This window comes from Streptomyces swartbergensis, assembly GCF_002148965.1.
Taxonomy (GTDB): domain Bacteria; phylum Actinomycetota; class Actinomycetes; order Streptomycetales; family Streptomycetaceae; genus Streptomyces; species Streptomyces swartbergensis.
Window position 1 is genome coordinate 1 of sequence record NZ_NGFN01000200.1, and the last position, 15,754, is coordinate 15,754.

At 70.0% G+C, this 15,754-nt stretch carries 14 protein-coding genes; 3 read left to right on the forward strand and 11 right to left on the reverse strand.

Annotated features, from left to right (window positions below; genetic code table 11):
• The coding region (locus tag CA983_RS27255) for a LacI family DNA-binding transcriptional regulator (RefSeq protein ID WP_086603484.1) at nucleotides 1–974 on the reverse strand (974 nt) is incomplete at its 3' end.
• Between the two features lie 180 nt (nucleotides 975–1,154).
• Here CA983_RS27255 and CA983_RS27260 point away from each other — a divergent pair.
• Nucleotides 1,155–2,504 carry a glycoside hydrolase family protein gene (locus CA983_RS27260; RefSeq protein WP_086603485.1) on the forward strand — a complete coding sequence of 450 codons (1,350 nt, stop codon included), beginning with the start codon at nucleotides 1,155–1,157 and terminating at the stop codon, nucleotides 2,502–2,504.
• Between the two features lie 172 nt (nucleotides 2,505–2,676).
• Here the strand turns inward: CA983_RS27260 and CA983_RS46325 are convergent, their stop codons facing one another.
• Nucleotides 2,677–2,817, reverse strand: a complete 141-nt coding sequence (locus CA983_RS46325) for a hypothetical protein (protein WP_158101895.1) — start codon at nucleotides 2,815–2,817, stop codon at nucleotides 2,677–2,679.
• A 63-nt stretch (nucleotides 2,818–2,880) separates the two neighbouring features.
• Nucleotides 2,881–3,516, reverse strand: coding sequence for a DUF6461 domain-containing protein (locus CA983_RS27265; protein WP_244207129.1), 636 nt, complete (start codon nucleotides 3,514–3,516; stop codon nucleotides 2,881–2,883).
• A 186-nt stretch (nucleotides 3,517–3,702) separates the two neighbouring features.
• On the opposite strand from CA983_RS27265, the gene CA983_RS27270 reads away from it, so the two are divergent.
• Nucleotides 3,703–4,065, forward strand: coding sequence for a DUF1330 domain-containing protein (locus CA983_RS27270; RefSeq protein WP_086603487.1), 363 nt, complete (start codon nucleotides 3,703–3,705; stop codon nucleotides 4,063–4,065).
• A gap of 496 nt (nucleotides 4,066–4,561) precedes the next feature.
• Here CA983_RS27270 and CA983_RS27275 read toward each other — a convergent pair whose 3' ends face one another.
• The 4 genes from CA983_RS27275 to CA983_RS27290 all read right to left on the reverse strand — a co-directional run bounded on the left by CA983_RS27275 (nucleotide 4,562) and on the right by CA983_RS27290 (nucleotide 9,750).
• Complete coding sequence (locus CA983_RS27275) at nucleotides 4,562–6,217, reverse strand: alpha/beta hydrolase (protein ID WP_086603488.1); 1,656 nt, start codon at nucleotides 6,215–6,217, stop codon at nucleotides 4,562–4,564.
• A 314-nt stretch (nucleotides 6,218–6,531) separates the two neighbouring features.
• Nucleotides 6,532–7,845 carry a phytase gene (locus tag CA983_RS27280; protein ID WP_086603489.1) on the reverse strand — a complete coding sequence of 438 codons (1,314 nt, stop codon included), beginning with the start codon at nucleotides 7,843–7,845 and terminating at the stop codon, nucleotides 6,532–6,534.
• A 320-nt stretch (nucleotides 7,846–8,165) separates the two neighbouring features.
• Nucleotides 8,166–8,675 (reverse strand): gluconokinase, encoded by a 510-nt coding sequence (locus CA983_RS27285; protein ID WP_086603490.1) that lies wholly within the window; start codon nucleotides 8,673–8,675, stop codon nucleotides 8,166–8,168.
• Nucleotides 8,676–8,703: 28 nt separating this feature from the next.
• Nucleotides 8,704–9,750, reverse strand: a complete 1,047-nt coding sequence (locus tag CA983_RS27290; protein WP_086603491.1) for a glucose 1-dehydrogenase — start codon at nucleotides 9,748–9,750, stop codon at nucleotides 8,704–8,706.
• A gap of 188 nt (nucleotides 9,751–9,938) precedes the next feature.
• On the opposite strand from CA983_RS27290, the gene CA983_RS27295 reads away from it, so the two are divergent.
• Nucleotides 9,939–10,838 carry an NAD-dependent protein deacetylase gene (locus CA983_RS27295; RefSeq protein WP_086603492.1) on the forward strand — a complete coding sequence of 300 codons (900 nt, stop codon included), beginning with the start codon at nucleotides 9,939–9,941 and terminating at the stop codon, nucleotides 10,836–10,838.
• 63 nt (nucleotides 10,839–10,901) lie between these two features.
• Here the strand turns inward: CA983_RS27295 and CA983_RS27300 are convergent, their stop codons facing one another.
• From CA983_RS27300 to CA983_RS27315, 4 genes are all read right to left on the reverse strand, one after another.
• Entirely contained in the window at nucleotides 10,902–12,857 is a 1,956-nt protein-coding gene (locus tag CA983_RS27300; RefSeq protein ID WP_244207130.1) for a spermine/spermidine synthase domain-containing protein, read from the reverse strand.
• A gap of 198 nt (nucleotides 12,858–13,055) precedes the next feature.
• A complete protein-coding gene (locus CA983_RS27305; RefSeq protein ID WP_086603494.1) occupies nucleotides 13,056–14,111 on the reverse strand; it encodes an NAD(P)/FAD-dependent oxidoreductase in 1,056 nt (351 codons plus the stop codon).
• A gap of 11 nt (nucleotides 14,112–14,122) precedes the next feature.
• Complete coding sequence (locus tag CA983_RS27310; protein WP_086603495.1) at nucleotides 14,123–14,641, reverse strand: isoprenylcysteine carboxyl methyltransferase family protein; 519 nt, start codon at nucleotides 14,639–14,641, stop codon at nucleotides 14,123–14,125.
• The gene (locus CA983_RS27315; protein ID WP_086603496.1) at nucleotides 14,638–15,723 is read right to left on the reverse strand and encodes a type III polyketide synthase; all 1,086 of its coding nucleotides are present in this window, start codon (nucleotides 15,721–15,723) and stop codon (nucleotides 14,638–14,640) included. Before CA983_RS27315 ends, CA983_RS27310 begins: the two co-directional genes overlap by 4 nt.
• Between the last annotated feature and the right edge of the window lie 31 nt (nucleotides 15,724–15,754).

The following is a 15,754-nucleotide window of genomic DNA, read 5'->3' on the forward strand; positions in this document are numbered from 1 at the left end:
AGGCGGATGGGCATCCGAACCTGCTCGGCGGGTGGTTCGGCGTCCGGTTCGTCCAGCTGCCGCAGCAGCAGCCGGGCGGCCTCCGCGCCCTGCTCGGCGACCGGCTGGGCGACGGTGGTCAGGCCGACCACGTCGGCCAGTTCGTGGTCGTCGAAACCGACGACGGACACGTCGTCCGGCACCTTCAGCCGGTGGCGGCGCAGCGCCCGCAGGGCGCCCATCGCCATCTCGTCGGACTGCGCGAACACAGCCGTCGGCGGCCGGGAGACGGCCAGCAGTTCGGTCATGGCCCGTTCGCCGCCCTCGACGGTGTAGTCGCCGTCCGCCTCCAGGGCCGCGTCGTGTGCGATACCGGCGTCGGTCAGCACGTCCAGGTAGGCGTTGCGCCGCTCGATGGGAGTGGTCCAGTGCAGCGGACCGCTGGACCCGCTGATCATGCCGATCCGGCGGTGGCYGAGGTTGACCAGATGCCGTACGGCGCTCTCGGTACCGGCCCGGTCGTCGATGCCGACGACGGTGAAGCCGGGCCGGGTGCCGCCGACCGTGGTGGCCAGCGGAACCCCCAGCGAGCGCAGTGCGGCCGACTCCTCCTCGTCAGGGATGAGCAGCGACAGCACCGCGTCCACCCGCTTGCGGACCGGCAGCCTGGTGAAGAAACGCTTGCGTGTCTCCGGCGAACCCAGGTTGTACAGCAGCACGTCGTACCCGGCGGCGCTGAACACCTGCTCGGCGGAGTCCAGCACGGTGCCGAAGAACCAGCGGCCGACATACGGGACCACGACCCCGATGGTGAAGGTGCGCCCGCTGGCCAGGCTCGCCGCGGAACGTGAGGCCGTGTAGCCGAGTTGTGCGGCAACGGCCGTGATCTGCGCCCGCACCTCCTCCGACACCCCCGGCCGGCCGCGCAGCGCGCGGGACACGGTGGATGCCGAGACTCCGGCGGCGCGGGCGACATCGGTGATGCTGGCCGTCACGGCGTATTCCTCCCGTTGATTTCACGTCGGTGTGATCTGTGGGTGACGAGACCGTAAACCGGCCCACCTTGTTGCGCAAGCGTTTGCGTTCATATTTACTTGGGACGATCTACAAGAGACCCTTTTGTTATCAAGCGTCAGCGCACGCGTTTGGGCGCTGTGGAGCGACAGGAACTGTGCATGCGATACGCCCCGCCCGGCCTCTGCGTGAACGACTTCGCCCTCCTGCGTGACGAGGACGGCACGTACGCGGTGCTGCACCTCCAGGGGCCCTGGACACCGGAGTTCGACCATCTGCGGATGGAGACCTCCTACGGCCGGGCCACCTCCACCGACCTGGTCCACTGGCAGCCCGCAGGCACCGCCTTCGGCAACGGGCTGCCCGGCCGCTTCGACCAGCAGGCGGTGTGGACCATGCACCCCATCCGGCACGGCGACGGCATGGCGATGTTCTACACGGGCGTCTCCGGTCTCACACCGGGGGGCTGGCCGGTCCAGTCGGTCGGGCTGGCGTACTCCGACCGCACCGACGGCACGGCCTGGCGGCGCCACGGCACCGGGCCGGTCGTCGAGGCGGATCCGCGGTGGTACCGCACCGGTGAACGCATGGGCTGGCGCGACCCGTTCGTCGTACGCGATGACGAGTCGGACGGGTGGGTCATGGCCGTCTGCGCCAGCGACGCCTCCCTCCCGGTGGACGTCAGCGGCTGCGTCGCCTGGGCCACCTCCGACGACCTGGAGCACTGGACCGTCCACCCACCGCTCATCTCCCCCGGCGACGTCGACGAACTGGAATGCCCGGTCCTGGAACGCCTCGACGACGGCAGCTGGCTGCTGCTCGGCTCCATCGGCGCGACCCGCGGCTTCGAGGCATGGACCGCACCCCGCCTGCGCGGCCCCTGGACCCGCCGGGGCCCCCTCGGTCCGACCGGCGCCTACGCTCCGCGCGTCATCGCCGCGCCCGATGGATCCCGCGTCGTACTGCACACCACGCCCCGCCGCGTCGGCCTCAGCGACACCGGGGACCGCTGCCGCGGCATGCTCACCCAGCCGAAACTCCTGGTCACAGCCGAGGATGTGGCGCCCCGTCTGGAATGGTGGCCCGGACTGGACGCCTGGCTCGGCGAGGAGACGGACGGGCCCGCCCTGCACGCGGTCGGCGACATCGGCATAACGGGGCCCGTCGAGATCACCCTGCGGACCGCCCGTCCGGACAGCGACGGTCCCGCCCTCTCGGTGGGCTGCGACGGCAAGAACCTCTGGGCCACCGGCCCCGACGGGACCCGGCTCGGCGAGACCATCCTGGCCGAACCGGCCACCTCCCTGCGCATCCTCACCATCGGTGAATACGTCGAGGTCTACACCGACGGTGTGTTCGCCCTGACCACCTTGTGCTACTCCGGTCACCCCGCCCCGTGGAGGGCTGTAGCCGAAGGACGCGAGCACACCATTCCCGTCCGCCCGATCCTGCTGCCCGACCCCCACCGCGACGACGCCTCGGCCATCTGGCCCGGCCCCTCAACTCCCTGACGGGCACTACCGAGGCCGTGATCGGCGCGGCCACCGGCTCCCTCGCAGTGCCCCGGACAGTTTTGCTGGGTGCCACGACCCGGCGGGCCGCTTGCAGTACGTCGGCCGCTCTCACCTCCGCTGAACCACGAAAACTCCCCGACCTCAAATGGCAAGCTCACAGACGAGACGGTCAGGTGGTTCGGACTCGGAAGTGCAGCAGGTCGGTGACATCAGCAGGGGCCGGGTCGCCGTCCGCATCAGTGACCGCGGTCACGGTCAGGTCGGCGATCGTGGCCAGCTTCTCGAACTGGTCCCGGGTGTACCACGCCACTACCAGGCCATGGTCATCCTCGCCCGCCTACGACTGGGGCTGCCCTGACATTACGGACACGACCTAGTACCCATTCGCGATCCTGATGGTCAGGAGGCGTTCCTCATCGGCTTCCTGGGGCGCCGTGCATTGCAACCACTGCTGGATCGTCCGCACAGCGTTCACATAGGCATCGGCACGGTCACCGTTGTTGATGGCTGCAACATGCCCGGTGAGCCGATCGAGCACATCAGGCCGCGTCCCGTAGTCACTGTCCGGGAAGAGCGGATCGAACGACGAGAGGATCTCGCCGTCCTCGGCATAGGAGATCCAGCACGAGCCTGACTCACTGTCCCGCACACAGAGAGCCACCGTCTCCCGGGACACTGACTTCACGATGTCGTGCGCCGCCAGATAAGAGCCCTCGGGCTCGATCACGAATGACCAACCGTCGTGTGCGCCAGCCCGAAGGACGGGACCGTCGCTACCGAGCACGCCGCTGTCTTTCAGCTGTTCGAAGTCCACCTCGGGCACGTCTTCCTCGCTGATGTCCTCCCCGAGGGCCTCGATGCTCACTGCCTCTGCGCGGGTCAAGGCAACAGGGTGGAGGGCTTGGCCCCCAGCGCGCGCGAGAAGTTCAGCGGGGGCGATTCCCGTTGCGAAAACGGCGCAGTAGCCGAACTGGTACAGCTGACGATTCGGAAAGATGTCACTGGTCAATGCGCTGCCCCGGCGGATGCAGGACTCGCCTGCGTCTCATGTCTTCTCCCTTGTATGACGCTTCGCCACCTTGGCACGTGCCCCCGATGTGGCCGAGCGATTACCTCTGGAGTAATCGCACCACCAAACCACACTCAACTACCTTCTGCTCACCCGCTGACCCCGCAGGAACGAAGGAGCCTCGTTGTGCCCGCATACGGCTTTGCTCATCTTCGGAGCCGCCGGAATCACTCCGACGTCATCGAGTACCTTGAGCGCATCCAGGCAACCCTCGAGCCCTTCGCAGGCCGCTTCGTCATCCACGGTCCGCCGGCGGAAGTCGTCGAGGGGACGTGGCCCGGCAGCATGGTCCTGATCGAGTTTCCCAGCCTTGCCGACGCCCGTGCCTGGTACGACTCCCCCGCTTACCGGGCCATCCTGAGTCTGCGTACCGATCACATTGAGGGCGACGTGCTGCTGATCGAGGGCGTTGGGCCGAACTACGACCCGGCCGAGCGAGCTCACACGTTGCGAACAGAAGCCGACCGAGCGGGCGGGTCGATCGCTTAGTCCTGCACCCGCCTGAACTCCTGGCGTGTCTTCCGCAAAGCTTGGTGCAGGGTCCTCCGCCGCCCTATCCATGATCTTCTGGGGCGTGATCCCCGCCGTGGTCCCCGTGCCGTAACCAACCCGATGAGTCGTCGGCGGTGATCGAGCCGTTGCCGGCTCCGCCGCGGATGGGCCGTCCGGTGCGGGATCGCCGCCAGGCCGTGGAAGACGGTCTGCGAACGGGAGCGTGCCGAAATCCGGGAAGCCGACGAAGCGCGCGGCGAGCCCGTTCGCCTCGCACAGCCCGGCGTCGGCGAGCAGGTGAGATCGAAGTGTTCACGGAGAGCGCGCTTCGAGAGACAGTGTCACCGGCCGATCGTGGCACACACGGCCGCAAGGCCTGACGAACCGATTTCCTCCTACTCCGGTGTCGACGACGCACGTTGAGGCGGGACCCCGCCAGGAGGTCCCGCCCCTTGTTCAATGGGTCATGCGGAAGTGGGCCGTGTGACCGGGCTCAGAAGCGGTCCGGGGCACGCTCCGGGAGCGGAGAGCCCGGGAGTACGTCCCGCTTCTGGTTCTTCCGTGCCTCCGCGTTCGAGTCGGCCGTCGCCTCGCAAGTCACGTCCTTCGCCGGGAGCTTGCCGGTGAGCAGGTAGCCGGTGACTGCGCCGTCCGTGCACGCGTTGCCGCTCGGGTAGACGCCATGGCCCTCGCCGCCGAGGACGGTGACCATTTTCGAGCCCTTCAGGTCCTCGTGCAGGGCCTGAGCGCTGGGCAGCGGAGTCTGCGAGTCCCACTCGTTCTGGACGACCAGGGAGCGGACCTTGTTGTTCACCTTGGTCGCCGGTTCCAGGGACTTGCCCCAGAACGCACAGGGCTTGATGTTGGACGCGAAGTCACCGAAGAGCGGGTACCGGCCCTTGTCCTCGATGGCGTCCTGCCGGTAGCTCTCAGGATCGCGGGACCACGCCGCCGAGTTGTCGCCGCACACCACGGCCCAGAAGCTCGCCGTCATGTTGTCGGCCGGCACCTCGGCGGCATCGGCAGAATCGGCGGTGGCGTCTGCCGTTCTGGCCCCCTCGGATCCGGCGATCGCCGCTACCTTGTTCGCTGAGGCGGGCTCGCCCGCCGCGGCCTTTTTCAGCTCCACGACCGCCTCGGTGGCGTACTGCGGGCTGAAGACAGCCCCGCGGATGCCGCTGCGGATGTCATCACCGGTGATCGGCTGCCCCTCCAGCTCGATGGGCTTCTCGTCGGCCTGCGCGACCAGGTCCCAGAAAGTCCGGTCGACCTCCTTCGGGGTGTCGCCGAGGCCGTACTTCTCGGAACGCTCGGCTGCCCACTCGGTCCAGCGGTCGAACGCGGGCTCGGCGCCCTCCGCCCACCACTGGATCATCCCGCGCCAGGCGCGCGCCGGATCGACCGCGCTGTCCAGCACGAACCGGTCGGCCCGGCGCGGAAAGAGCTGGGTGTAGACGGCGCCCAGATAGGTGCCGTACGAGTAACCCAGGTACGAGATCTTCTTCTCACCGAGGATCGCCCGGAGCAGGTCCATGTCGCGCGCGGTGTTGCGCGTGGTGATGTGCGCGAGCGTGTTGCCCGCTTTCTCCTTGCACTTGTTCGCGACGTCGCGTGCCCAGGCGACGTCTTTGCCGAACGTCTCCTCCTTGTACGGCCGCAGCCAGATCTCCTCCTCCGGTTCCAGGCCGCAGGAGACCGGGCTGCTCCGTCCCACACCGCGCGGGTCGAAGCCGATGAGGTCGTACTTCTGCAGGGCGGACTCGGGGAGGCTCTCCCGCATTCCAAGCGGCATGTAGAGGCCCTGTCCCCCGGGGCCGCCGGGGTTGGAGAACAGGACACCGTGCCGCTTGCCGGGCGCGGAGCTCTTGATCCGGGATATGGCCAAGTCGATCCGCTTGCCTGCGGGATCCCGGTAGTCCAGCGGGACCTTGATCGTGGCGCACTCGAACTCCGCCGGAGAGTCGGCTTCACACCGCTTCCACCGCGGCTTCTGCTTCACATACCGCTCCAGCGCGCCCTTGGCGGCGGACGAGGAGGCGGTCGACGAGGTGGGGACCGGAGCGGCGGTGGCCGTCGAGGTGGCGAGCGCGGGAGCCAGCGTTGCCGTGACACTCACGGCTAACAGAGGCGCGAGACGTCGTCTGCGCACGATATCGATCCTTCCGGTCGCATGTTCGGACAGGAAAGATCTTTCAGGAACCGGTCACACATACGGATCCCTCGCCGGGCTGGACTACCTCTCCACCCTGGGAATGACACAACAGGTGTGGGTGGTACCAGAGTTGTAGGCGATGGACCGACCGGCCTCAGCGACGGGACCACTCGTACTGCGGCTCCGACATGATCAAGCAGCCGGGCATCGGACAGCTGCGGGCGTTGTCCTGTCTATCCCTGATCGGAGTTCTGCTGCCGGGTGCGGGCGGCACCCGGCAGCAGTGGTCCCTTTCCTCGCACCGCAGGGGCTCACAGGTCGGCGGTGTCCACCACGTCGCCCAGGTCGACGAACTTGAAGCCGGTCGCGGTGCGCGTGCCGCCCTCGCCGTCGGGGACCTCGGGGGTCTCGTGACCGTCCTGGACGACCAGCAGGCCGTTCGGGTAGCGGCTGCCGAGCGGGGTGTTCAGGACGGCGGCGCCGTCGCACTCCTCCGCCCCGTCGAGGGTCGTCGAGGCCGCGCCGACGCGGAAGCCGCCTTCGTACTCGTTGCCCTCGCTCACCTCGCGGTCGTACAGGGCGAAGGTGTCGTCGCCCTGGCTGGAGGCGAGCAGGTAGCCGTCCCCGTCGGACTCCTGGAACAGGGTCAGACCCTCGACATCGGCGGACAGCCGATCACCGCCGTAGCCGGGGTCGGCGCCCGCCGCGCACTCCTCGGTCTCCTCGTCGTAGACGCCGGGGACGCCGAACTCGCGGACCTTGTCCACCAGAACCGGCTTGCCGGTGAGGTCGGCTCGGATTCGCCAGATGCCGATGTCCTCCTGGCCGGCGTAGAGCGTGCCGGTGGCGGGGTCCACCACCATGCCCTCGACTTGCGGGAGTTCGCCGGGCTCCGCGCAGGGGGACCAGGTGGTGCCGTTCGGGAGGCGGAAGGATGCGGGCAGGTCGAGTGTGCGGACCTTCTGGTAGGTGACGGTGCCGCTCGCGGTCGGCTTCAGTTCGACCAGCGCGAGGCGGGTCCGCTCCCGACGGCTGACCAGGGCGTAGGTACGTCCGGTGGACTTGTCCTGCCAGGTGGCGAGGCCGTAAGCGGTGCGCTGGTCGTTGATCTCGGTCTGGTCGGTGGAGAAGACCGGGGCGGCGGCCGGGTCGGTGATGTCGGTCAGCGGGCCGCCGGGCTTCGACGGGTCGATGCGGTAGATCCGCAGCCGGTCGTTGCCGCGGTCGCTGACCACGGCGATGTCGGCCCGGCCGGTGGAGGTGCGCAGACCAGTGACGAGGTCGACGTTGTTGTACCGGCCCGGGGCATCGTCCTCGGCGGGCGGACGGGGCGCGGGCAGCGACTGCACCAATCGGGCGTCCAGGTCGTACACCCGCAGGCCGCCCTCCTTGGCGGTCGCGATGACGAGGCTGCGGTCGGGGTCGGCCGCATTGCGCCAGATCGCCGGATCGTCCGCGTCGGAGTTGCCGCCCGCCTCGTCGTCGTAGAGGGCGGGGGTCTCGCTGACGGGCGTGACCTTCGGCAGGCCCCCGTCGGCCCAGGCCTGGGCGGGGGTCAGGAAGGCGAGCACGGCGGTGCCCAGGACGAGGACGGCGGTTCTGCACGGCGTGCGGTGCGTTCTCACAAGCACTTCCTTGGTCGAGGTCGAGGACATGCCGATCGTGCGGGGAGAACTTTGCGCGCAGGAGACTGCGACCTGTACACGTGATCACAGAACAGACGACTGCCTGCCAACTGCCGTTCAGGGAAGAACAGTACGGACACCTCGCCTACGACGGCGCACCATTCACGCGGGGACATGCCGTATGCCGCACGGAACGCCCGGCCGAAGTGGGCGGGGCCGGATCCACCGCTGACCGTGGTGCCCGTTCGGACAGCCCGTATATGCCGTGCCCCTGACGGCGGTGCCGGCGTGCGTGCCGCTGCGGCTGTGCGAGGTGAGGCTCAGGGGGAGGTCACGGCGGCATGCGCGAGGGCAGCGGTCTGCTCCGGCGTGCCGTCGATCGGGATGGCCGCGCCCGCTTCGTCCTCGCCCATCGGTTCGAGGTCGGCGAACTGGGTGCGGAGCAGGTCGGGCGGCATGAAGTGACCCTGTCTGGCAGAGATGCGCCCGGCGATCAGCTCGGGCGAGCCGTCGAGGTGAAGGAAGAAGACGTGCGGCGCGGCGGTGGCCAGCCGGTCACGATAGCGCCGCTTCAGTGCCGAGCATGTCACGACGCCTCCGCTGTCCGTATGGCCGGTCAGCCATCGTGCGATCTCGTCCAGCCAGGGGCGGCGGTCTTCGTCATCCAGAGGCCGGCCGGCCCGCATCTTCGCCACGTTCGATGCGGGGTGGAAGTCGTCCCCCTCGGCGTAAGGAACACCGAGACGCTGTGCCAGCAATCGGCCCACCGTGGTTTTCCCCGAGCCGGACACGCCCATGACCACCACCAAGGGAGCAGTGTGGTGAGACATCCAGAACCTTCCCTTCGCGTCCTGTCGCCTAGAGTTCGACTACTACCTTGACGTCGTCCGGTCGCGGCGTGAACGCCTCCGTCGCGCGCTCCAGCGGCACCCGCCGGGTGATCACGCGCTCGAGCCACGACAGGTCGGCCGCGGCCAGCGCGTCGGCAGCCTGTCGGTAGTGGCGCAGGTTGGCGTTGACCGAGCCCACTACCGCGTCGTTCTGCAGCACGATCTCCCTGTTGATGGCACCCGCGTCCACGGTCATCCTGCGCCCGACGGGCGACACACCGGTCAGGCACACCACTCCGTAGGGCGCGGTGCCGGTCAGCGAGGCGAGCACGGGCTCGTTCGCACCGGTCGCTTCGATGACGACGTCCGGGCATACGGCGGAGATGACCTGCTCGATGTCCTTGTCGTGGTAGGTGGCGCCCAGGTCCCGTACCAGGGTGGGCTTCGGCCCCTCGGTCACCCGGTCGAGCACATGCACGTCCAGTCCGCGCTGTGTGCCCAGGAGGGCGGCCAGCAGACCGATGGGCCCGGCACCGGTCACCAGGACGCGCCGAGGCTCGAACCACGAACGGGCACCGACACGCTCCACCTGTTCCCATGCCTTCGCCACCACGCTGGTCGGCTCCATGAGCACACCGGCACGGTCCAGCTGCGGTTCCAGCTTCACCGCGTAATCGGCCTCCACGCACCACGCCTGCGCGCCGTAACCGTCGATCTCTTTGATGCCGCGTTCGGTGTAGCGGCCGTTGCGGCACATGTCGAACTCCCCGCGGGCGCAGGCCCCGCACGGCTCGGGGTCCGGGCGGCGCACCACCCCGGCGACCAGGTCACCGGGCGAGAAGCCGCCGGCGGGCGGCGCCTGCCGCACCCGGCCCAGGGATTCATGCCCCAGGACCAGCCACTCACGGCCCGGCGGGGCCCAGCCGTACTCCCCTCGGGCGATCTCCTTGTCCGTTCCGCACACCCCCACCGCCAGGCCCTCCACCAACAGCTCGCCCGCAGCCGGGGCGGGGTCAGGGACGTCCCTCACTTCCAGGGAGTCCTCGGCGCCAGGCCGCACAGTCAACGCTCGCATCGCCCACCTCATCCCTCTCGTCAGGCGGCGCGCGACAGTTGCGCGCCGCTTCCTGACCGTGTGTCCCGCTCAGAGGTTTTCAGCACCGTCCGGCCGACATGAAGCAGCCCTACGAGTCGCCGCAGACGGGAATGCGCCCGCTCGGCCGCGCAGCCGCGTCAGAGGCAGTAGTTCCGTACCCTGACCGCATGCGCATGCGCCCCACCTTGAGCTGGACGCCTCCCGAGGACCTTCCGCCCGGCACCACGGATCTGGAGCCGGTCGCCGACGCGCTGAGCACCGGCGGTGTGCTGGTGCTCAGCGGAGCGGGCATCTCCACGGAGTCGGGCATTCCCGACTACCGGGGCGAGGGCGGGAGCCTCAGCCGGCACACGCCGATGACCTACCAGGACTTCACCGCCAGTGCCCAGGCCCGGCGCCGGTACTGGGCGCGCAGCCATCTCGGCTGGCGCACCTTCGGCCGCGCCCGCCCCAACGCCGGGCACCGGGCCGTGGCCGCCTTCGGACGGTACGACCTGCTCTCGGAGGTCATCACCCAGAACGTCGACGGCCTGCACCAGGCCGCCGGCAGCGAGGACGTGGTGGAACTCCACGGAAGCCTGGCCCGGGTCGTCTGCCTTGCCTGCGGTGCTTTCAGCCCGCGCCGCGAACTCGCCCGGCGGCTGGAGGAGGCCAATCCGGGCTTCGATCCCGTGGCCGCCGGAATCAACCCGGACGGTGACGCCGACCTCACCGACGCACAGGTCGGAGACTTCCGCGTGGTGCCCTGCACGAGCTGCGGCGGCATCCTCAAGCCGGACGTGGTGTTCTTCGGTGAGGCCGTTCCGCCACGACGGGTCGAACACTGCCGCGAGCTGGTCCGTGAGTCGGCCTCGCTGCTGGTCCTCGGCTCCTCACTGACGGTGATGTCCGGGCTCCGCTTCGTCCGCCAGGCGGCCGAGGCCGGGAAGCCGGTGCTGATCGTCAACCGCGAGCCGACCAGGGGCGACCGGCACGCCTTCACCCGGGTTTCGCTCCCGCTGGGAGCAGCACTCACCACTGTGGCAGAGCGGCTGGGCATTGCCGTCGACGGCCAGGCGGCGGCGTGAAGGTGACCGTGGTGGGGCGTCGTCGGGGCACATGCTGGTGTGTGGGCTGAGGCCCGCTCCTTGTCAGGTCACCGCCGGATTCCGCCCCGCGAAGCGCATGGCGACGAACGCCCCGAGGTAGAGGGCCGCGACGACCAGGAGCAGTGCCTGATAGCCCGTCACCAGGGCGAGGTACTCGATCGCGCCCCCGGTCATCGCGCCCAGCAGGTTCGCGCCGAACGCGGAGGTCGGGTCCGGGGCGAGGGCGAGGCGGTCCGAGAAGATGAGGTTGGCGCAGAAGATGGGGGTGAAGGCCAGGGCGATGGCGGCGGCGAGCCGGGCGGCGAAGGGCAAGGACAGCACCGCGCCCGCGGGGACGAGCCAGACCACCGCGAGGGAGCCGAAGAGCAGCAGTTGCAGCAGCAGTTGGTTGACCCTCCGCAGCCTGCGCCGGACCTCCACCGCCGCGAGGACGGCGACCAGGACTCCGAAGAAGACGAGCGCGTTGACCAGCCAGGTCGTACCGAAGTAGAGGGCGAAGCCGATCACGTTCTTCGTTTCGAGCAGCATGAAGGCCGCACCGAGCAGGAACATGTCGGTGTAGCGGACCGTGCCGCGGATGCGGACCCCGGTCAGGCGCACCGACAGGAGCGTCACCAGCAGGATCGTGCCCAGGGCTCCCAGGTAGAGCGTGGGGATGCTCCGGTGCAGCAGGTACGGGAAGGGGTGGTCGTCGCTCGCGGCCGCCGGGACCGCGCCGCTGGGCTGCCAGGTCTTGGCGCAGGACTGGTCGGCGGGCGTCATTCCGGCCACCAGCACGGCCGCGTTCCTCTTGAACGTCGTCATGCAGGGGGCGTGTCCGTAGACGTCGCCGAGGCTCCCTGCGAAGCGGTCGACCAGCCAGCTCTCCCGGTAGTAGTTGTACATGGCGAACGCGCCGTTCGGCGTCAGGTGATCGCGCGCGGCCTCGAAGGCCTGCCGGGTGAACAGGTAGCTCTCCAGGCGCAGGTTGCTCGCACCGGCGACCAGCGTCAGCGAGTCCGGCAGGGCCAGGACGATCAGGTCGTACTTGGTCTTCGTCCGCTCCAGGAAGGCGCGCCCGTCGTCGATGTGGACATGCACCCTCGGGTCGTCGTACGGCCTGGAGGGGTGCAGTTGTGAGCCGATCTCCTGGAGCCGGGGATCGATCTCGACGGCGTCCACGCGCTCCGCTCCGTACGCGAGCGCGATCGCGACGTCGTTGCCGTTGCCGGCGCCGATGATCAGCACGCGCTTGTGCGGATTGCGGGGCGTCTGGTCGTACGCCTGGCGGTACGGCGAGTCCTCCCGCATCAGCACCGCTCGCGGGGCGGTGCTCTGGTGGGGCACGCCGTTGGCCGAGATGTACCAGGTGCGGGTGGTGGTCGGCGAGGGTTTGAGTTCGATCTTGTAGTAGGGCGACCAGGAGATGCCGCTCGTCGTCGTCTCCAGGAACAGGGCGGCGACCATCGCCGTGAGGGGAATGCCGTACCGCAGGGTGTTGCGCCGTCCGCCGAGGACCAGCATGGCCGCGGCGGCGAGTACGCCCCACACGATCGAGGGAGCGCGCAGCCAGGACAGCACGGCGAAGGACAGCGAGCCTGTGATGCTGCCGAGCAGGTCGTAGCGGTAGGCGTCGAGCGAGGGAAGCAGGCGGAAGAGATCCGCTGTGATCTTTCCGATCCCCGCCATGATCACCGCGGTCAGCAGGAAGATGGCCGGCAGCGTCACCCACTCGGGGAGGCCGGTGGTCTTCACGGCGGTGAAGTACAGGACTTCGCTGCTGCTCTGGCGCACCTGCACCGGATACTCGCGCACCAGGATGACCAGCACCGCGAGTGGAATGGGGGTCCAGCGCTTGAGCCACTGTCCGCGCTCGGCGGGGATCAGGAATCCGATGCCGATGCCGAGGAACGATCCCAGCAGGATGAAGTTCGAGAAGTAGCTCAGGTGGACGACGTTGGCACCCGCCCACCTGATCAGCGCCAGCTCGACGAAGAGCATGGTGGTGCTGGCCAGCACGAGCCTCCAGCGCACCGATCCTACTGATTGCCCTGATTCGGTCGGCTTCATGGCGGTTTACGGTGCCATCCTCGCCGCGGTGAGTCGAGGTGCCGTGCCGCGCCGGTGTGTCACGCGCGGGCGACGCCGGTGCGTGGGGGCAGCGTCACACCCGGCCTGCCTGGCTCGGTCACCGGGACTGTCGACACGGGCCGACGGCTACCCGGACGGCCGGCCGGACCCGGCTCGCTCGTCCGCCGGGCGCGCCAGCATGGCGACGGTCGCGGAGAACAGCCACGGCAGCCGTTGTGCGACGAGCAGCAGCGCTGCGCGGGCCGGGGGCTTGCGCGTCGCGCCGAGAAGGGCGTGCGTCAGCCAGCGGTAGCGCCGGGTGAGCCGCCGCCACTCCCGCTCGTAGGCCGCCAGGTCACCGCTGATGACGGCCCGCACCGCGGCGGGCGCCTGGGCGAGCGCCAGCGCGATGCCCTCACCGGTCAGGGCATCGACGTAACCTGCGGCGTCGCCCACGAGCAGCACCCGGCCGGCGGTGCGCGCGCTCGCGACCTGGCGGAGCGGGCCTGCTCCCCGGACCGGTCCGGCGACGCCGGCCCCGGCCAGCCGCTCCCGCAACTCGGGGAAGGAGGCGAGGTGGTCGTCGAACGACCGACGTGCGGTGGTGAGCACCGCGACGCCCACGAGGTCGCCGGCCACGGGCGTCACGTAGGCCTCCGCTTCGCGGGCCCAGTGCACCTCGACGCGGTCGCTCCAGGGCGCGAGCGCGTAGTGGCGCCGCAGCCCGTGCCGGAGAGGGTGCCGGTGCGGCCGGTTCAGCCCGAGGGCGCGGCGGATCGGCGAGTGCAGGCCGTCGGCCGCTACGAGGTGGGCGGCGCGGGTGCCGTCGACCACCACCCCGTCCTGGTCCTGCTCGACGTTTCGGGCGGTGCGCTGGTCGACGCGTACGCCCGCTGCCAGCACCGCCTCGCGCAGCAGCGCGTGCAGTGTCGTACGACGCACTCCGCGCCCCGGGCCCGCTCCGAAGTCGGCGTCGACGCGGCGGGGGCCGGCGACGTAGCGGATGCCCCGCAGGTCGTGCCCCGGCGGGTGCACGCCCAGTGCGGCCAGCGCGGCGACGGCGCCCGGCATCAGGCCTTCGCCGCACGCCTTGTCGACGATGCCGGCACGCTGCTCCCAGACAGTGACGTCGAGCCCCGCGCGGGCCGCGTGCAAGGCCGTGGCCAGGCCCGCGGGACCTCCGCCGACGACGAGCAGGTCCATAGCGTGCCTCCTCAGGCCAGCCGTGTCAGGGCGGCGTCCTCGGCGCGCACGCGGGTGGCGAGCAGGAGCCCGTTGAGCGCGGTGAAGACGACCGAGGTGATCCAGGCCGAGTGCACGAGCGGAAGCGCCAGCCCTTCGGCGACGACGGCGACGTAGTTCGGGTGCGGGATCCAGCGGTACGGTCCGCCGGTCACTCGTGCGGCGCCGGGTACGACGATCACCCGGGTGTTCCACTGCCGGCCCAGCGTGGCGATGCACCACCAGCGCAGCCCCTGCGCGAGCGCGACGAGGGCGAGCATCGACCAGGCCAGGACCGGTACGACGTCCGGCCGGCGCACCCACACCTCGACGAGCGCGCCGGCGAGCAGGCCGGTGTGCAGCACCACCATGAACGGATAGTGCCCCCGCCCGGACTCCACGCCGCCCCGCGCGAGACTCCAGGCGGCGTTGCGGTGGGAGACGACCAGCTCGGCGACCCGCTCCAGGCCCACGGCCAGCACCAGGACGGTGAACCAGGTCTCGCTGCTCACTGTCCACCACCCGCGCGGAGGAGTACGAGTTCGGAGCAGAATCCCGGGCCCATGGCGAGCATGAGCCCGTAGGAGCCGGGCGGGGGCGGGTGGTCTGCGAGCGTGTCCGCCAGGACGTGCAGCACCGAGGCGGAGGACAGATTGCCGATCCGGCGCAGCGAGTCCCAGGTCACGCTCAGCGCGTCCCGCTCGACGCCGAGGGCGTCCTGCAACGCCTCGAGGACCTTGGGGCCGCCGGGGTGCGCGACGTACCAGTCGAGGTCGCGGCCGGTCAGCCCGTGATCGGCGAGGAAGCCGCGGACGTCGTCGCCGACGTACCGGCGCACCAGGTCGGGAACCGCGGAGTCGAGGACGACTCGGAACCCGCCGGAGCCGACGTCCCAGCCCATCATGCGCTCGGAGTCGGGGTAGAGACGGCTGCGCGAGGCGAGCACTTCGGGGGCGGCGGGGTCGTCGGTCTGTGCGAGGGGGTGCTCGCGGCCGACGGCGACCACGGCAGCGGCACCGTCGCCGAACAGGCCGCTCGCCACGGCGTTGGCGACCGAGGTGTCGTCGCGCTGGAGCGTGAGCGAGCACAACTCGACCGACATCAGCACCGCCACGGCGTCAGGGCGGCCGCGCAGCAGGTCGTTCAGGCGGGCGATGCCGGCCGCGCCGGCGACGCAGCCGAGGCCGACGAGGGGCAGGCGCACCACGTCGGGGCGCAGTCCGATATCCGCCGCGACCCGGGCCTCCAGGGAGGGCACGGCCAGGCCGGTCACCGTGCAGGAGACGATGTAGTCCACGTCGGCCGGTGTGAGGCCGACGCTCTTGAGCGCGTCGACGACCGCGCGGCCGCCGAGTTCGACGCCGGCCCGGATGAAGACGTCGTTCGACTGGCCGAAGTCCTCCATCCGGCCGTACTCCTCCAGCGGCAGCACGGTATGCCGGGTCTCGACGCACACGTTGCGGTGGAGCCGCTCGACGACACCGCGATCGACCGTGCTGCCGACCAGGGTGGTGGCGAAGGACTCGGTGATCTCCTCCTGCCGGTGGCAGTGCTCGGGCAGGGCGCCGCGGACGCTGAGGACGCGCATGGTCATGCTGGCTCCTGGGACGGGGCGGTGGGGCGCG

Coding starts and splice junctions, on each gene's coding strand:
- CA983_RS27305 (WP_086603494.1), bottom strand. CDS start 14,111: ATGGACCTGCTCGTCGTCGGCGGAGGTCCCGCGGGCCTGGCCACGGCC.
- CA983_RS27285 (WP_086603490.1), bottom strand. CDS start 8,675: ATGTCTCACCACACTGCTCCCTTGGTGGTGGTCATGGGCGTGTCCGGC.
- CA983_RS27290 (WP_086603491.1), bottom strand. CDS start 9,750: ATGCGAGCGTTGACTGTGCGGCCTGGCGCCGAGGACTCCCTGGAAGTG.
- CA983_RS27295 (WP_086603492.1), top strand. CDS start 9,939: ATGCGCATGCGCCCCACCTTGAGCTGGACGCCTCCCGAGGACCTTCCG.
- CA983_RS27260 (WP_086603485.1), top strand. CDS start 1,155: ATGCGATACGCCCCGCCCGGCCTCTGCGTGAACGACTTCGCCCTCCTG.
- CA983_RS27315 (WP_086603496.1), bottom strand. CDS start 15,723: ATGACCATGCGCGTCCTCAGCGTCCGCGGCGCCCTGCCCGAGCACTGC.